Annotated in this window: 20 protein-coding genes; 17 read left to right on the top strand and 3 right to left on the bottom strand. The window is 66.2% G+C overall.

All coding sequences use genetic code 11. The features are described from left to right. Nucleotides 1-14 precede the first annotated feature (14 nt). The 13 genes from flgC to NTCA1_RS28985 all read left to right on the top strand — a co-directional run bounded on the left by flgC (nt 15) and on the right by NTCA1_RS28985 (nt 9651). Nucleotides 15-431 (top strand): flagellar basal body rod protein FlgC, encoded by a 417-nt coding sequence (flgC, locus tag NTCA1_RS13975; RefSeq protein ID WP_159831027.1) that lies wholly within the window; start codon nt 15-17, stop codon nt 429-431. Beyond that, nucleotides 428-712, top strand: a complete 285-nt coding sequence (locus tag NTCA1_RS13970) for a flagellar hook assembly protein FlgD (protein WP_236549321.1) — start codon at nt 428-430, stop codon at nt 710-712. Before flgC ends, NTCA1_RS13970 begins: the two co-directional genes overlap by 4 nt. A 22-nt stretch (nt 713-734) precedes the next feature. Then, nucleotides 735-1547 carry a flagellar hook-basal body complex protein gene (locus NTCA1_RS13965; protein ID WP_159830954.1) on the top strand — a complete coding sequence of 271 codons (813 nt, stop codon included), beginning with the start codon at nt 735-737 and terminating at the stop codon, nt 1545-1547. Nucleotides 1548-1560: 13 nt separating this feature from the next. Further along, a complete protein-coding gene (locus NTCA1_RS13960) occupies nt 1561-2316 on the top strand; it encodes a flagellar basal body rod protein FlgF (protein ID WP_159830953.1) in 756 nt (251 codons plus the stop codon). Between the two features lie 13 nt (nt 2317-2329). Beyond that, the gene (flgG, locus tag NTCA1_RS13955) at nt 2330-3118 is read left to right on the top strand and encodes a flagellar basal-body rod protein FlgG (RefSeq protein WP_159830952.1); all 789 of its coding nucleotides are present in this window, start codon (nt 2330-2332) and stop codon (nt 3116-3118) included. Between the two features lie 5 nt (nt 3119-3123). Then, entirely contained in the window at nt 3124-3897 is a 774-nt protein-coding gene (locus NTCA1_RS13950) for a flagellar basal body L-ring protein FlgH (RefSeq protein WP_374705192.1), read from the top strand. Beyond that, nucleotides 3897-5045 carry a flagellar basal body P-ring protein FlgI gene (locus NTCA1_RS13945; RefSeq protein WP_159830951.1) on the top strand — a complete coding sequence of 383 codons (1149 nt, stop codon included), beginning with the start codon at nt 3897-3899 and terminating at the stop codon, nt 5043-5045. Before NTCA1_RS13950 ends, NTCA1_RS13945 begins: the two co-directional genes overlap by 1 nt. Then, nucleotides 5042-5473: a rod-binding protein gene (locus NTCA1_RS13940; RefSeq protein ID WP_159830950.1), complete on the top strand. Its 432-nt coding sequence runs from the start codon at nt 5042-5044 to the stop codon at nt 5471-5473. The genes NTCA1_RS13945 and NTCA1_RS13940 overlap by 4 nt, the downstream gene beginning before the upstream one ends. Before the next feature lie 3 nt (nt 5474-5476). After that, nucleotides 5477-6814 carry a flagellar hook-associated protein FlgK gene (gene flgK / locus NTCA1_RS13935; protein WP_159830949.1) on the top strand — a complete coding sequence of 446 codons (1338 nt, stop codon included), beginning with the start codon at nt 5477-5479 and terminating at the stop codon, nt 6812-6814. Between the two features lie 9 nt (nt 6815-6823). Further along, nucleotides 6824-7747 carry a flagellar biosynthesis protein FlgL gene (locus NTCA1_RS13930; protein WP_133083358.1) on the top strand — a complete coding sequence of 308 codons (924 nt, stop codon included), beginning with the start codon at nt 6824-6826 and terminating at the stop codon, nt 7745-7747. A gap of 64 nt (nt 7748-7811) precedes the next feature. Next, nucleotides 7812-8675 (top strand): flagellar motor stator protein MotA, encoded by an 864-nt coding sequence (motA, locus tag NTCA1_RS13925; RefSeq protein WP_159830948.1) that lies wholly within the window; start codon nt 7812-7814, stop codon nt 8673-8675. A gap of 1 nt (nt 8676) precedes the next feature. Then, the gene (locus tag NTCA1_RS13920) at nt 8677-9513 is read left to right on the top strand and encodes a flagellar motor protein MotB (RefSeq protein WP_133083356.1); all 837 of its coding nucleotides are present in this window, start codon (nt 8677-8679) and stop codon (nt 9511-9513) included. A gap of 15 nt (nt 9514-9528) precedes the next feature. Beyond that, a complete protein-coding gene (locus tag NTCA1_RS28985) occupies nt 9529-9651 on the top strand; it encodes a hypothetical protein (RefSeq protein ID WP_255490482.1) in 123 nt (40 codons plus the stop codon). A gap of 51 nt (nt 9652-9702) precedes the next feature. Here the strand turns inward: NTCA1_RS28985 and NTCA1_RS13915 are convergent, their stop codons facing one another. Then, nucleotides 9703-10077, bottom strand: coding sequence for a hypothetical protein (locus tag NTCA1_RS13915; protein ID WP_086492886.1), 375 nt, complete (start codon nt 10075-10077; stop codon nt 9703-9705). 198 nt (nt 10078-10275) lie between these two features. On the opposite strand from NTCA1_RS13915, the gene ahpC reads away from it, so the two are divergent. Continuing rightward, on the top strand, nt 10276-10842 hold the full coding sequence (ahpC, locus tag NTCA1_RS13910; protein ID WP_086492885.1) for an alkyl hydroperoxide reductase subunit C: 567 nt from the start codon (nt 10276-10278) through the stop codon (nt 10840-10842). 135 nt (nt 10843-10977) lie between these two features. Beyond that, the gene (ahpF, locus tag NTCA1_RS13905) at nt 10978-12576 is read left to right on the top strand and encodes an alkyl hydroperoxide reductase subunit F (protein WP_086492884.1); all 1599 of its coding nucleotides are present in this window, start codon (nt 10978-10980) and stop codon (nt 12574-12576) included. A gap of 195 nt (nt 12577-12771) precedes the next feature. Here the strand turns inward: ahpF and NTCA1_RS13900 are convergent, their stop codons facing one another. Further along, nucleotides 12772-13458 carry a DUF2490 domain-containing protein gene (locus tag NTCA1_RS13900; protein WP_159830947.1) on the bottom strand — a complete coding sequence of 229 codons (687 nt, stop codon included), beginning with the start codon at nt 13456-13458 and terminating at the stop codon, nt 12772-12774. A gap of 171 nt (nt 13459-13629) precedes the next feature. Next, nucleotides 13630-14451, bottom strand: a complete 822-nt coding sequence (locus tag NTCA1_RS13895; RefSeq protein ID WP_159830946.1) for a flagellin — start codon at nt 14449-14451, stop codon at nt 13630-13632. A 258-nt stretch (nt 14452-14709) separates the two neighbouring features. Between NTCA1_RS13895 and NTCA1_RS13890 the strand changes: the two genes are divergently transcribed. Both NTCA1_RS13890 and fliE read left to right on the top strand, forming a co-directional pair. Then, the gene (locus tag NTCA1_RS13890) at nt 14710-15996 is read left to right on the top strand and encodes a sigma-54-dependent Fis family transcriptional regulator (protein WP_159830945.1); all 1287 of its coding nucleotides are present in this window, start codon (nt 14710-14712) and stop codon (nt 15994-15996) included. Beyond that, nucleotides 15993-16352, top strand: coding sequence for a flagellar hook-basal body complex protein FliE (gene fliE, locus NTCA1_RS13885; RefSeq protein WP_159830944.1), 360 nt, complete (start codon nt 15993-15995; stop codon nt 16350-16352). Before NTCA1_RS13890 ends, fliE begins: the two co-directional genes overlap by 4 nt. Nucleotides 16353-16356: the final 4 nt, after the last annotated feature.

Here is a 16356-nt window from a genome sequence, read left to right as displayed (position 1 = left end):
ATCGCCGCGAAGCGATGACGCTGTTCACGCTCGCCCAGCGCGGCATGTCCGCGCAGCTGGTGCGCATGAACGCCGCCGCCTCCAACCTCGCCAATGCCGGGACCGTCTCCGCCAGCGAGGCGCAGGCCTACAAGCCGATCCGCGCGATCTTCGCCGCCGACGCCAGGTCCAACTCCGACGCCAACGCAAAAAAAGCCGACGGGCTGACCTCGGTTTCCGTACACGGCGTCATGCGCGAAGGCGCCGCCGCCGTGCGCCAGCACAGCCCGGACCATCCGCTCGCCGATGCCAACGGCGACGTCTGGACCGCTCCCGTCGATGAGAATGCGGAGATGGTCGAGATGCTCGAAGCCTCGCGCCAGTACCAGAATCTGGTCGAGGCCCTGGCGACCGCGAAACAGCTCATGCTCGACACGATGAGGCTGAAATGACCCCTATCACCACGACTGCCGTAGGAACGGCGACCGCCAGGACTTCCGACTCCAAGTCCTCGGGCTCCAAGACCTCCTTGGGCGATCTCGACCAGGGCGATTTCCTCGAACTGATGCTCGCTCAGATGAAGCAGCAGGACCCGTTCGATCCCATGGATCAGACCGAGATGCTGGCCCAGATGGCGCAGTTCTCCGCCCTCGCCGGGACGACCGAGATGGCGGACACGCTCAAGGCCATCTCGTCCAAGCTAGACACCCTCGTCAGCGCGGCAAGCGCCTGAGCCGCTTTCACAGGAGAACGCCATGTCCTTCTACACATCGCTCACCGGGCTCAAGAGCGCCCAGACCGACCTCAACGTGATCTCGAACAATATCGCCAATGCCGAAACGGCGGGCTTCAAGAAAAGCAACACCGCCTTCGCCGACATCGTCTCGTCCTCGATCCTCACCGACCCCTCCCTGACGACCGGGATCGGTGCCCGCGTCTCCTCCATCCAGCAGAACTTCGGCCTCGGCGCGATGGAGCAGACCGGATCGGCACTCGACGTGGCGATCAATGGCGAGGGTTTCTTTACCCTCGCCGCGCCGGTTTCGGGCGCCGTCCAATATACCCGCGCCGGTGCCTTTGCGGTGGACGGCGAGGGCTATATCCATAATGCACAGGGTGCCCGGCTACAGGTCTTTGCCGTCGATGGGAGCGGTGCGATCACCGGCACGACGCCGCAATCGGCACAAATCCCGCCGGTCAATGCCGCCGGAGCGGAATATGCCGGGATCACCATCGAACCGAACGGCGCGGTAGTGGCGACATATGCCGATGCCTCCAACGTGACGGTCGGCGTCGTTGCCCTCGCCTCGTTCGTCGCCCCGAACGGTCTGAAGCAGCTGGGCAACGCCTCCTGGTCGGCCACCGGCCGCTCCGGCGAGGCGAGCTACGGCCAGCCCGGCTCCGGCCTCTATGGCAGCCTGCTTTCGGGCAATATCGAACGCTCCAACGTCGATCTTTCGGAAGAGCTGGTCAGCCTGATCACCGCGCAGCGCTATTTCCAGGCCAATGCCAAGGCGGTCGATACCGAGACGCAGATCTCGCAGACCATCATCAACCTGCGGACCTGACGGGCGCCCTGCGATGGACCGCCTCATCTACACCGCCGTCTCGGGCATGAACGCCTCGCTCAACCGCGAACGCGTGATCGCCAGCAACATGGCCAATGCCCAGACCATCGGCTTTCGCGGCGAGATCCTGCAGGCCACGCCCAACACCCTCGAAGGCCCGCAGATCGAAGTGCGCGCGCTTTCCGGCACCGAAGTTATCGGCGCCTCGATGAAGTCCGGTGCCGTCCATCGCACCGGCCAGCCGCTCGACGTGGCCATGCAGGGACATGCCCTGCTGGCGGTGCAGGCCGGGGACGGCGGGGAAGGCTATACCCGGCGCGGCGATCTCTCGGTGGCCGTCACGGGGGTACTGCAGAACGGCGAGGGGCTGCCGGTGCTGGGCGAGAGCGGCCCGATCACGCTGCCGCCGGGCGCGAACATCGCGATCGCGCAGGACGGCGGCATTCTCGTCACCGACCCCACTACGCCCGGCCAGCCGCCGCAGCGGGTGGACCGGCTCAGGCTGGTGGACCCGGCGGGATCCACGATCGCCAAGGATCTGACCGGACTGTTCCGGGTGGTCGGCGGAGATGGAGAACCCAGCGTGCTCCCGGTCGACGAGAACGCCGGCGTGATTCCCGGCGCGCTCGAAGGCTCCAACGTCTCGCCATCGGAAGTGCTGACCGAGATGATTTCGGCCCAGCGCCTGTTCGAGATGCGAACCAAGCTCGTCGAGACCGCCCGCGAACTCGACGAGGGCAGCGTGCGCCTGATGCGCATGGATAGCTGAGGATTTCACGAGGATGCCCACTTCCGCCTTGCAGGTCGCCCGCACCGGGCTGGAGGCACAGGACACGCGCATGCGCGTGATCGCCAACAACCTGGCCAATGTCAGCACCACCGCCTTCAAGAAGGACCGCGCCAATTTCGCGACCCTGGCCTATCAGGATTCGCGCGTGGCAGGCGCCCAGTCCTCCAGCGAGACGACATATGCCACCGGGCTGAACCTCGGCACCGGTGTCGCCGTGCAATCCACCAGCCGCATGGAGACGCAAGGCGCGCTCCAGACCACCGGCAATACCTTCGACCTCGCGCTCGACGGGCAGGGCTATTTCCAGATCGCCCTGCCCGGCGGCGAACTGGCCTATACGCGCGCGGGCAATTTCACCCGCTCTCCGCAGGGCGAACTGGTGACGTCGCAGGGCTATCTGCTCCAGCCCGCCATCACCGTGCCCGAGGGCGCCACTGCGATCACGGTGGCCGAAAACGGCACCGTCTCGGCCCAGGTCGCAGGGCAGACGGACCCGACCGAACTCGGCCAGATCACCATCGCCCAGTTCACCAATCCCGCCGCGCTTCAGGCCGCATCGGACAACTTCCTGCGCGAAACCGCAGGCAGCGGCCCGGTCCAGCTCGGCATCGCCGGGGAGGAAGGCCGCGGCCTGATCCGGCAGGGCATGCTCGAAGGCTCGAACGTCAACATCGTCGAGGAACTGGTGGACATGATCGAGACCCAGCGCGCCTACGAGATCAATTCGAAGATGATCTCCGCCGTGGACGAGATGCTGCGCAACGCGAACCAGACGCTGTGACGATGATGGGCCGCGTGAGGACCCCATGCTTCGACAAGCTCAGCATGAGCGGAGCGCGCGGCCCCGTCCTGGCTCCGGGAAACAGAACTCCGCTCATGCTGAGCCTGTCGAAGCATGCCGGCCTAGCGCTCCTCTGCGCCTGTCTGAACGTCCACGCCGCCCCCGCGCTCGCGAGGAAACCGCCGAAACCGTCGGGTTTCGAAGCCACCCTTCCCACGCCTCCTGCCCCGCAAGTCGAGCCTGCCACGGGCGGCATCTTCAGCGTCTCGCTCGGCTATGCCCCGCTCCACGGCGGCACCCGGGCGGCGCGGGTGGGCGATCCGCTGACGATCCTGCTGGTGGAAACGACCACCGCCGCCAAGACCGCCGGTTCCAGAAGCCAGAAAGGCGGCGGCGCCTCGATCACCCCGCCGACATCGGGTCCGCTGTCCTTTCTCAAGCCCGATGCCCTTAATGCCGCCTCCTCCTCGACGTTCAATGGTCAGGGCAGCGCCACGCAGACCAGTTCGCTGACCTCCGTGCTGTCCGTGACCATTGCCGAACTGCGCCCCAACGGGACCGCACTCGTCCGAGGAGAGAAGAAGATGCTCGTCAGCCAGGGAGACGAATGGGTGCGGTTCTCCGGCATCGTGCGCCTTGCCGATATAGACGAGGACAATACGGTCGCCTCGACGCGGATCGCCGATGCCCGGATCGAGTATACCGGCAAGGGCGCCATCATGCGCAGCGGGCGCCAGGGCTGGCTCGGCCGGTTCTTCAACATGATCGCGCCGTTCTGATGGCGGGGCAAGTCCTCTCACGGCGCCAGCGCTGGCTGCCCGGTCTGCTCGCCGCCTTGCTGGCATCGCTGATCGTGTTCCTCGCCCCGCTCGATGCCCATGCCGAGCGCCTGCGCGATCTGGGGCAGTTCCAGGGCGTCCGCTCCAACCAGTTGACCGGCTACGGCCTGGTCGTCGGCCTGCCCGGCACGGGGGACGACAATCTCGAATATACGACCCAGGCGATGAAGGGCGTATCCGGCCGCATGGGCCTGACTCTGCCGCCCGGCATCTCGCCCGGTCTCAAGAACGCCGCCGCCGTCATGGTCACCGCAGACCTCCCCGCCTTCGCCAAGCCCGGCCAGCGCATTGACGTAACCGTCTCCACCATCGGCAAGGCCAAGAGCCTGCGCGGCGGCGCGCTGATCCTTACCCCGCTCTACGGCGCCGACGGGCAGATCTACGCCATGGCGCAAGGCAACCTCGCGGTCGGCGGCCTCGGCGTTTCCGCGCGCGACGGGTCCAACGTGACGATCAACATCCCCACCGTCGGCCGCATTGCCGAAGGCGCCAGCGTCGAACGCACGGTCGCGACGGGGCTGGAAGGTGGCCCGGAAGGCAATCAGGTACTGCGCTGGAACCTGTTCAACTCCGATTTCCTCACCGCCGCCCGCGTTCGCGACGCCATCAACACGCGCCTGCCGGACACGGCCACGGTGGAGGACGGCGTCACCGTCTCGCTGCGCCTGTCCGCCGATGCCGACACGCGCGCCTCGATGATGGCGGCGATCGAGATGATCGACGTCGATCCCGCCGAAACCCCGGCCCGCGTGATCGTCAACAGCCGCACCGGCACGGTCGTCATCAATTCGGCCGTGCGGCTTTCCCCGGCGGCGATCAGCCACGGCAAGCTCACCGTGCGGATCCAGGAAAATCCCATGGTCGTCCAGCCCGCGCCGTTCAGCCGGGGACGGACCGAGATAGAGGAGCATTCCGCGATCGGAACCGAAGAGGAAAAGCGCTCGGTAGCCCTGTTTCGGGGCGGCGCTTCGCTCGCGCGGGTGGTCGATGCGCTGAACCTGCTGGGCGTCACCCCCTCGGACCTCGTGGCGATCCTCGAAGCGCTCAAGCAGGCCGGTGCCCTGAAAGCGGAAATGGTGGTGATATGAGCATGATTTCCTCCACGCTTCCCGGCATGACCATCGCGCCGAACGCCACCGACCGCGAAAAGCTGGCGGTTGCCGCGAAGCAGTTCGAAGCGGTCTTCCTTCGCCAGATGCTGGCCCAAGCCCGCAAGACCCATTTCGGCGACGAGCCGCTGTTCGGCAGTCAGGCGCTCGATACCTTCCATCGCATGCTGGACGAGCATGTCGCGGATCTGACCGCCGACAGCAGCGTACTGGGGCTGGCGGGGATCATCGAGGCGCAGATGGTAAGGTTGGTGGCAGATGCTTCGACAGGCTCAGGCCGAGCGGGGTTGGTGGGTGACGTGAAAGCCGACACCGCAACCGCACCCGCAAAGCCACCCACCTCCGCCCATGCTGAGCCTGTCGAAGCATCTGCCCGCACCCAGCCTGTCGAACCAAAGGCAAAGTAAGCCATGGCCGCCGACCTCATCACCATCGCCCGCTCCGGCACCCGCGCTGCCCGCGCCGCGCTGGACGTGACCGCGCAGAACATCGCCAATGCCTCATCCGAAGGCTATGTCCGTCGCAGTGTCTCGCTGTCGGAGCTGGCCCTGAACCCGCTGGCTTCCTCGCCCGGCGCGATCAATCTTGCGGGCGTGCGGGTCAACGGCATCGTGCGCAATGCGGACATGTTCCGCCAGTCCGAAGTGCGCCGCACCGGATCCGATGCCGCCCGGGCAGGCGCCGAAGTGCAGGGCCTGGAAAATATCGAGAGCGCCGCCGAGCAAACCGGCGTCTACGATGCCATCGTCGGCTTCGAGGCCGCGCTCAAGCAGCTGCTGTCCGATCCCACCGACGGTTCGCTGCGCGCCTCGGCGCTGGAGCAGGCGCGCACCATGGCGCAGACTTTCAACACCGCCGCCGCCAGCCTCGCTGCCGTGGGGGAAGGCCTGCGCTTCGAGGCGCAGGACGGCGTGGCTTCCGTCAACACCACGGCCGCCGAACTGGCCCGCGTGAACTTGCGCCTGTCCCGCGCTTCCGACACCTCCAGCGACCGCTCCAGCCTGCTGGATCAACGCGATTCCCTGCTGGAGAGGTTGAGCGGTCAGGTGGACGTCTCCACCGTGTTCGCCGCCGATGGCTCCGTGCAGGTGCGGATCGGCGGATCTGGCGGCCCCTCTTTCGTGAGCGGCGGCAGCGCGGTCCCGCTGACCATGACGGCGGCGGGCGACGGCACCGTTTCCTTTGCGCTGGGGGGTACGGCAGTGACGCTGTCCTCCGGTGCGCTGGCGGGCAAGGGCCAGGCGCTGTCCGAGCTGACGGGCGTGCGCGGCCAGCTTGACGCCATCGCCGCAGGGGTGATCACGACGCTCAACGCCGCGCAAGGCACCGGCGCCGATCTCGACGGCGCGGGAGGGCAACCGATGTTTTCCGGCACCGATGCCTCCACCATGACCCTCGCCCTTGCCGGCGGCAGCCAGATCGCCACGGCGCCCGCCGGTTCAGGGGCCAACAGCCGCGACACCTCGAACCTCACCGCCATGCGCGGCGCGCTCGAAACCGCAAACCCGGCCGGCACCATGGACCGCCTGCTCTTCGGCATTTCCAGCGCCGTCGCCGGACGCACCGTCACCCGCGACGCGCTGGAATCGATCGCCGGAACCGCCCGCGTCGCGCTCCAGGCCCAGGCGGGCGTCGACCTTGACGAGGAGGCGATCAACCTCACCCGTTTCCAGCAGGCCTATCAAGCTTCGGGACGGGTCATCCAGGTCGCCTCCGACATCTTCGATTCCATTCTCGCCATCAGGTAGCGCGCGCCCATGTCCATCATTTCCACCAGCACCAGCGCCTTCTTCGAGCGTGCCCGCCGCGACATGAAGGAACTGCGCACCCGCGCCGAAAACAGCCAGGCGCAGATGTCGAGCGGCAGCAAGCTGGAGCGCTCCTCCGACAATCCGGTTGCCGCCTCGCGCCTGCGATCGCTGGCCCGGCAGGAGAAACTCGCAGGGATAGACCGGACCAGCGCCGCGCGCGCCAATGCCGATCTTTCGCTGGCAGACGCCGCCATGTCCGACATGGCGGACGCGCTGATCCGCGCGCAGGAACTGGCGATGGAGGCCAGCAACGCCACCCTGACCGACATCCAGCGCGCCTCGATCGGGCAGGAACTGGACCAGATCTTCGACAATCTCCTCTCGCTCGCCAATGCGCGGGACTCGAGCGGCCATGCCCTGTTCGGCGGCGAGAGCGCGGGCGATGCCTATGTGCTCGATGCCTCGGGCAAGCCCGTCTACGTCGGTACCTCCGGCTCCGGCGAACTGCCGCTGGGTGACGGGCAGAGCGTGATCCGCTCCATCTCCGGCCCGGCCTTCCTCTCGTTCACCGCGGCGGACGGCACGCAGACGGACCTCATGGCCGTGGTCAGGACCCTGGCCGACGCGCTGGGCGGAGCTTCCGCCGATCCGGCGGGCGCGGCGGGAAATGCGCTGGCCGACCTCAGGACCGGGCTCGACACGCTGACCACCGGCCAGACGGTGATCGGCACCCGCCTCGCCTGGATCGAGGTGACCGACGACAGGCGGATCGATCTCTCGGAACTGCGGTCGAAGGAAGAGGCGGACCTCGGCGGCATCGATCTCGCCACGGCCCTTGCCCAGCTTCAGGAAACGATGACCGTGCTGGAAGCCAGCCAGGCCAGCTTCACCCGCCTCGCCTCGCTCAGCCTGTTCGACCGGCTCGGCTGAGCCTGCTCTCGCATCCGGTCTGCGGGAGACAGGACCGGCGCCTGCCTGATGGGGGACTTCCTGCATGTTCGTGATCGTCGGCGTGGTCATTCTGCTGGTGATGGTCTTTGGCGGCTTCGCGATGACCGGCGGCGCGCTCGGCCCGGTGCTGGAAGCGATCCCGCACGAGATGCTGATCATCGGCGGCGCCGCGATCGGGGCCATCGTCACCGGCAATTCGATGCACGAGATCAAGGCCCTGGGTGGCGGCCTCGGCAAAGTGTTCAAGGGGCCGCGCCATAATCGGCAGGATCACGTCGATGCCATCATCCTGACCGCGCGGCTGATGAAGATCCTGCGCTCGGAAGGTCCGGTGGCGCTGGAAAGCCACGTCACCGAGCCCGAAACCTCCGCGCTTTTCGCCGAATTCCCGCGCCTGCTTTCCAACAAGCCGCTGGTCCACCTGATCTGCGACACGCTGACGCTGATCGTCGTCTCCTCCGGCACGCTGGAGGTCCACGCGGTGGAGGACGTGATGGACAATGCGATGAAGACCCATTTCCACGAGAGCCACGAACCGCAGCATGCCTTGCAAGGCCTTGCCGACGCCCTCCCCGCGCTCGGTATCGTCGCCGCCGTGCTCGGCGTGGTGAAGACCATGGGCTCGATCGACAAACCGCCCTCGATCCTCGGCGCGATGATCGGCTCGGCGCTGGTCGGCACCTTCATGGAAGTGCTGCTGGCGTATGGCATAGTCTCGCCGCTGGCCGGGCGCCTGAAGCAGGTCCTGGAGCAGGACGAGCAGATCTTCCAGGCGGTGAAGCAGGTCATCATCGCCTCCCTGCACGGCTGGCCGCAGCCGCTGGTGGTGGAATCCGCGCGTTCGGGCCTGGGCCACGCCTTCCGCCCCGGCCTCTCCGAACTGCTCGACGCCCTGAGGGGGCGCTGAAATGGCGACGAAAAAGAAGCCCGAACCGCCGCGGCCGATCATCGTCAAGAAGATCACCATGGTCGCCGCCGGGCATCACGGCGGGGCCTGGAAAGTGGCCTATGCCGATTTCGTGACCGCCATGATGGCCTTCTTCCTGCTGCTCTGGATCCTGGGCGCCACGACCGAGAAGCAGCGGCGCGGCATTGCCGACTATTTCACGCCCACCCTGGTCAAGACCAAGCAGGGCAGCGCCGGTTCGGGACAGGGCGTGCTGGGCGGCGCCTCGCTGACGCAGGTGGACAACTATCCCTTCAAGGCCGGGCAGACCGGCACCAAGACGCTCACCATCCCCCGCGATGCCACCGGCGGGCCGAAGGAGGGCGCCTCGAAGATCAGGCGCAGTTCGCGGACGAAGGAAGCGCTGGAGAAGAAGCTCGCCTCCACTGAGCGCCTGCGGCGCCTTGCCCGGCAGGTCCGCATGGTGGACACGACGCAAGGGGTGCGCATCGACATGGTGGACGACGCCGATTTCTCGATGTTCCGGCTCGGCACCACGATCCTGACACCGCAGGCGGTGGAACTGCTGGCCGCGATTTCGCAGGCGATCGGCCCCGGCGGAGGCGCGCTGACGATCCGCGGCCACACCGATGCCCTGCCCTACAGGGAGGGCGTCCCCGGCAACAACTGGTCGCTCTCTGCGGGCCGGGCCGAGGCGACCCGCCAGCAGTTGATCCGCAACGACGTGGAAAGCGCCCGGTTCCGGCGCATTGAGGGCGTCGCGGATACCGAACTGCTGATCCCCGCCGACCCACACGACCCGCGCAACCGGCGCATCTCGATCACGCTGGCGGATTGAGGAGCGCACGAGATTTTGGCAGCGACGCAGCTGAAATCCAAAAAGCTCAACGTCATCCTGAACTTGGTTCAGGATCCAGTGCTGGCCATCAACGGCGGCTCAATCGGCAAGATGGATCCTGAAACAAGTTCAGGATGACGTCGGTTTTCGGACCGCACCCTCGCCTTCCAGCCCGCCCCGACAGCCTCCCTACCGCTCCGTAGCGTCGGGCAGCGCGGAAGTGCGCGCTTCGAGCCGCCCCTCCCCGCGATAGATCAGCGCGCAGCTGGAACTGCCCGCGCAGAACCGCTGCACGGGCGCGAGCGCGCGGGGGCCGTAGCGATAGGTCAGCGCGCCCTGCGTGATCTCCAGCCCGGACATGTCCCGCACGCGGTGCTCGTGCGCGAAAAGCACGGCCTTGCCCTGCTTTACCGGCGCCCAGAACGACCATTCGTCGTAGAGGCGATGATGGTAGCGGAACCGCACATCGCCCGAGGCGCGATTGTCCAGCGAGGTCGGCCAGTTGTTGCAGGCACCAAGCGCGGCGCAGGCTGCCAGAAGCAGCGCAAGTCGTATCGTTCCCATGCCCCGCTGTTGCCCCATATGCCGCACCGCCGCACGGCTTTTCGTGCCTGCGAACGTTTTATCGACAGAAACGTTCATTTGGGCGCCACTTATCGGTCAATCCGATCAAGTCAATCGGATCAACGCCCTACACAACGTCACATGGGCAGCCTATCTCCCTCCTCGAACTTCAACACCCAATCGAGGGAGATCATATCCATGGGTATCGTCGGCAGCCAGATCAAGCCGTTCAAGAACACCGCCTTCCAGGCCGGCAAGGACTTCTTCGACGTCACCGAAGCAGACATCGCCGGCAAGTGGGCCGTGTTCTTCTTCTACCCCGCCGACTTCACTTTCGTCTGCCCGACCGAGCTGGAAGACCTCGGTGAGCAGTACGAAACGCTCCAGGGCATGGGCGTCGAAGTCTACGGCGTTTCGACCGACACGCACTTCAGCCACAAGGCCTGGCACGACACTTCGGACAAGATCGGCAAGATCAAGTACGCGTTCCTTGGTGACCAGAACCACGCCCTGACCAACAACTTCGGCGTGCTGCGCGAAGGCGTTGGCCTGGCCGACCGCGCCACCTTCGTGGTCGACCCGGACGGCGTGATCCAGCTGGTCGAAATCACCCCCGAGGGCGTGGGCCGCAATGCCGCCGAACTGGTCCGCAAGATCAAGGCCGCCAAGTACTGGCGCGAGCACCCCGGCCAGGTTTGCCCGGCCAAGTGGGAAGAGGGCGCTGAAACCCTCGCTCCCTCGCTCGACCTCGTCGGCAAGCTCTAAGACTTACGCGATCTTCCGGGTCGCGTGCTGAAGGTGCGCGGCTCGGGGGTTTCCCTCGTCCCGAGCCGCGCCCTCACGCGGAACAGAAACCCCCGGCCGCCCCTTTACCAACGAAATTCCAAAGGACCCCAGACCATGCTCGACGCCAACCTGAAGCAACAGCTCTCGCAATATCTCGGCATGCTGCGCGAGCCGATTGAGCTTGTCGCCTCCCTTGGCGACGACCAGAAGTCCACCGAGACCCGCGAGCTGCTGACCGTGATCGCCTCGCTCTCGGACAAGGTCACCGCGACGTTCGACGGCGACGACAAGCGCCGCCCCAGTTTCATCATCCGCCGTGCGAGCGACGCAGGCGCCTGGGTGCGCTTCGCAGGGCTCCCGCTCGGCCATGAATTCACCTCGCTGGTCCTTGCCCTGCTCTGGGCCGGTGGGCACCCGCCCAAGGTTTCCGAAGAAGCGCTCGAGATCGCCCGCGCCATTGAGGGCGAGCACGAGTTCGAGATGTATTTCTCGCTCTCCTGCCACAACTGCCCGGACGTCGTGCAGGCCCTGACCCTGCTCGCGCTCAACAACCCGCATGTGAACGCCACCCTGATCGAGGGCGGCACGTTCCAGGCGGAAGTCGAGGAGCGCGGCGTCATGGCCGTCCCTGCCGTCTTCCTGAACGGCAAGATGTGGGGTTCGGGCAAGATGAGCATCGAGGAAATCCTCGCCCGGCTCGATACCGGCGCCGATGAGAAGGCCGCCGCCGTACTGGCCGGCAAGAAGCCTTTCGAAGTGCTCGTCGTCGGCGGCGGTCCTGCCGGTGCCTCGGCTGCAATCTACACCGCGCGCAAGGGCTTCAGCACCGGCGTGGTCGCGGAACGCTTCGGCGGCCAGGTGCAGGACACCATGGGCATCGAGAACTTCATCTCGGTTCCCTATACCGAAGGCCCCAAGCTGGCCGCCGCGCTGGAATCGCACGTCGCTGAATACGACATCGACGTGATGAACCTCCAGCGCGCCGAAAAGCTGATCCCGGCCAAGGAACTCGGCGGCTATCACGAGGTGGTCTTCGCCAATGGCGCCTCGCTCAAGGCCCGCAGCCTCGTGCTGACCACCGGCGCGCGCTGGCGGAACCTGGGCGTACCCGGCGAGGCCGAGTACAAGAACAAGGGCGTGGCCTATTGCCCGCACTGCGACGGCCCGCTGTTCAAGGGCAAGCGCGTGGCGGTGATCGGCGGCGGCAACTCCGGCGTCGAGGCGGCGATCGACCTGGCCAATATCGTCGGCCACGTCACCCTGATCGAATTCGACAGCAAACTGCGCGCCGACCAGGTCCTGGTCGACAAGCTGGCCTCGATGAAGAACGTGGTGATCCTCACCAATGCCCAGACCACCGAGGTCGAAGGCGACGGGGACAAGGTGAACGGCCTCGTCTACAAGGATCGCGAGACCGGCCAGGAGCACAAGGTCGAGCTGGAAGGCGTGTTCGTCCAGATCGGTCTGGTGCCCAACACCGAATGGCTGAAGGACTCCGGCGTCGAACTCACCCCTCGCGGCGAGATCGTGATCGACGACAAGGCGGCCACCAACCTGCCCGGCATCTTCGCCGCGGGTGACGTGACCACGGTGCCCTACAAGCAGATCATCATCGCCATGGGCGAAGGCTCTAAGGCGGCACTGTCGGCCTTCGACTACCTGATCCGCAACGAAGCACCGGAAGAGATCGCCGAGGCTGCCGAAGCGGCCTGATCTCCGGTTTCATTTGAAAAAGGGGCGGCAGTCGCAAGGCTTGCTGCCCTTTTTTTTGTCGTGGAGTGCTTGGCTGCGGGGCCTTCGACAGGCTCAGGCTGAGCGGACTGGAGAAGCGCTTTCCATCTCCGCTGCATTGCCGTGTTCCCGCTCAGCCTGAGCCTGTCGAAGGCCCCGCAGCAGAACGCCCCGCCCTCAGTGCCGGAAGAACAGCGACACCGACGCGACGTGGTTCACCCGCGTCCGCCCCCGGCTCTGGTCGATCACCTGGTTGAGATAGCCAAGTTCCACGGTGGTCGCATCCTTCACGCCCAGTTCGACGCCGACGAAGGAGCGCAACTGGTCGAACCCGCTTCGCGCACCCCAGTCGGTATCGTTGAGCGCCAGGAAGCCTTCCGCATAGGCGAGCGCATTCACCGTCTGGGTGCCGGGCTTCAGCGGTTTTTCATAGCGCAGCATCTCGCGCAGGCGCCAGCCCGTGTCGCCGCCGTCCGAACGCCAGCGCTGTTCGAAACGCGAGCGCGAGGTCAGTTCGCCGCCCCAGGGCTTGCCCATGGCCCAATTGAGCTGCTGGAAGCTGCGTTCCTCGTTCACGTCCTTGCCGCCGTCCACCGGCACCACGACATGGGCATAGCCCTGATAGAGCGTGACCGCGGGCGAGAGCTTGAGGCCCACCGCGCCGCGCAAGAGCAGCTGGTCGAGCCGCGAGGCGCCGTCGCCCATGCGCGGTTGCAGTTCGGCAAAGTAGACGACGTCGCCGGTAATCGGCCCCATCGCCGTGAGATTGACCCAGACCTGCTCGTCCTCGCTGGTTTCTGCCGAGGCGACGGAGGCGGTGCAAAACGAGGCAAGAGCAAGGCAGCAGGCAGGAACGCGGCGCATGGGATTCCAGATCGGGATAAAGGTTATGTTCTTTTATGAACCGATCGTTTCCCGTCTGTTGCCTCACGGTATTGGCTGATGGCCAGGCCGCTCCAAAGGAGGACCCGGCGCTCAGGGGAATGGCGCCGGGTCCTTGCGGCGGGCATAGACCCGCCGCTTTGCCGATAGGTCTTAACGCAGCAGCGACAGCACGTTCTGCTGGCTCTGGTTGGCCTGCGCGAGCATGGCGGTCGAAGCCTGGCTGAGGATCTGCGCCTTGGCCATCTGCGTGGTTTCCGCCGAGTAATCGGCATCCTCGATCCGCGAGCGGGCGTCCGACAGGTTGGTGACGTTGTTCGTCAGGTTGTTGATCGCAGATTCGAGCCGGTTCTGACCGGCGCCGAGCGAGGCGCGGGCCTGATTCACGTCCTCAAGCGCATCATCGATGCTGTCGAGCGTGTTCGAAGCATCCGCGGCAGTGGAGACGTCGAGCGCCGTGGCATCGAGATTGGTGCCGTCGATCATCTTCGATGTCAGCGTGACCGTCTCGCCCGAGTTCGCGCCGGTCTGGATGTCGAAAGTGACGTCGGTGCCGGTGGTGGCGAACAGGGTGTTGCCGTTGAAGGTGGTCTGGGTGAGGATATCGTCGATCTGGCCGGTCAGGGCCGTGACTTCCAGCTGCATCGCATCGCGGTCTGTATCCTGGTAGGTTTCCGAGGACGCCTGGATCGCCAGTTCGCGAACGCGCTGGAGCATGTTCGTCACTTCCGACAGCGCGCCTTCGGCGGTCTGGGCCAGCGAGATGCCGTCGTTGGCATTGCGGATGCCCTGGCTCATGCCGCGGACTTGCGCGGTCATCGAGGTGGCGATGGCAAGACCGGCGGCGTCGTCCTTGGCGGAATTGATGCGCTTGCCGGTGGAAAGGCGCTCCATCGCGGTGCCCAGCATCTTGTTGGCGGCGTTCGAAGCGTTCGAAGCGCGAATCGCGCTGATATTGGTGTTGATTACGGACATGTATCGGCTCCCGTTGCGTGTATCGAAGGTCAAACAGCATTTGCCGGCCCATCCGGTGCGGCTGTCGAGACAAAGACCGGCATGCGGGCGGCGAATTTAAGCCCGGCTGCGCCACGGCCCGTCTCTGGAACACACGGATATCTGCCGGAATTTACCTTCACTAAGGGCTGCTACGGGGCCTTAAATTTCCCAAAGGTTTGCCGTTAGGCACGCATAGCGATCCCCCGAAACCGATTAATTCCGCTGGGGATGCGACATATGGTCGAGCAGGAATTCGACACGGATTTTAACCGGCGTCACGGCCCCCTGGTCCGGCGCGCCGTCGCCATCGCCGGGTCGCTGTTCGACTGTTCGGCGATCGCGTTGCACGGGGATGCCGAGAGTGCCCCCCGTTCTGCTACACGCAGCGTGCGGCTTTCGCGCGGTGCCCGGCCGTCCCTCTCCCGTACGAGCGTCGGCCTTGTCGAGATGACTTATGCCGATCCCCTGAGCGAAGCGGCGCTGGCCATGCTGCTGGCCGCCATGGCCGGGCCGGACGATCCGATCGCCGCCGATCCCGAAAGTCTTTCCGTCTTCGCGCTGGCGGATCGTCTGGCTGCCAGCGACATTCCCGTGCTGATCAACGGCCCGACCGGCACCGGCAAGGAAGTGCTCAGCCGCTTCATCCACGCCCGCAGCCCGCGACGGGGCGGCCCGTTCATCGCCGTCAACTGCGCGGCCATGCCGGAAACCATGCTGGAAGCCATGCTGTTCGGCCATCAGAAGGGCGCCTTCACTGGCGCGACCCAGGCCGGCGAGGGCTTCATGCGTGCGGCAGACGGCGGGACCCTGCTGCTCGACGAGATCGCGGAACTGCCCCTGCCGCTCCAGGCCAAGCTGCTGCGCGCGCTCCAGGAGCAGGAAGTGGTCCCGATCGGCGCGACCCGGCCGATAAGGGTAGACCTGCGCGTCATCGCCTGCGCCAACCGCGACCTGCCCGCCGAAGTCGCCGAAGGGCGCTTTCGGGCGGATCTCTATTACCGGCTGAACGTCTTCCCGCTCACCTTGCGTCCCTTGCGCGAGCGGCCCGAGGATATCGCGCCGCTCGCCTTCGCGATGGCGATGCGCCATGCGCCCGATCCGGCACGGGTGCCCTGCCTGGGCGAGGCCGCGCTGGCCATGCTCAAGCTCCACGCATGGCCCGGCAATGTGCGCGAACTGGAAAACGTGATCCGCCGCGCCCTGCTGCTGGTCCACGGCAAGACGCTGATCGCGCCGGAACACATCGTTTTCGACAGTCCCGCCCGGCTGATCCCGGCGGCGCTGCTTGCGGCAACGGCGGTCCCGGTGGCCGATCACGGCCGCAAGCTTTCCAGCATCGTCCAGCACTCCGAAGCGCGCGCCATCGTCGAGACGCTGGAGGCCTGCGGCGGCAACCGCCTGCGCGCCGCCCGCGAACTCGGCATTTCCGAAAGAACCTTGCGATACCGCCTCGCCGCACTGCGCGAGGCCGGTATCGACATCGGCCCGCATAGCCTGCGCGGCGCCGCGGGCGCCCGGCGATGAGCGCGCCGACCGGCCTTTCAAGCGGCATCCAGCAGATCATGGCGATGCGGGAGCAGATCATCCAGCGCAGCGACCTGCTTCAGCAGATCCACGCCGCGCAAGGCAGTACGGCGAACGACCTTGCGCCTTCGTCCGGCCAAGGCTTCGCAGATACGCTGAAGGCGGCGCTGGACGGCGTCAATGCCGCGCAGGGCCGCGCGGAAAGCGTGACCGATGCCTACCAGAAAGGCGAAGTGACCGACGTGGCCCGGGTCATGCTGGCCCGGCAGGAGGCCGGGATCGCCTTCGAGGCCACCATGCAGGTACGCAACCGCCTGCTCTCGGCCTATCAGGACATCATGCGGATGGGAGTCTGACCTG

Origin of the sequence: Novosphingobium sp. TCA1 (assembly GCF_009811895.1) — a bacterium.
Classification (GTDB): domain Bacteria; phylum Pseudomonadota; class Alphaproteobacteria; order Sphingomonadales; family Sphingomonadaceae; genus Novosphingobium; species Novosphingobium panipatense_A.
This window is presented reverse-complemented; position numbering and strand designations above follow the sequence as displayed.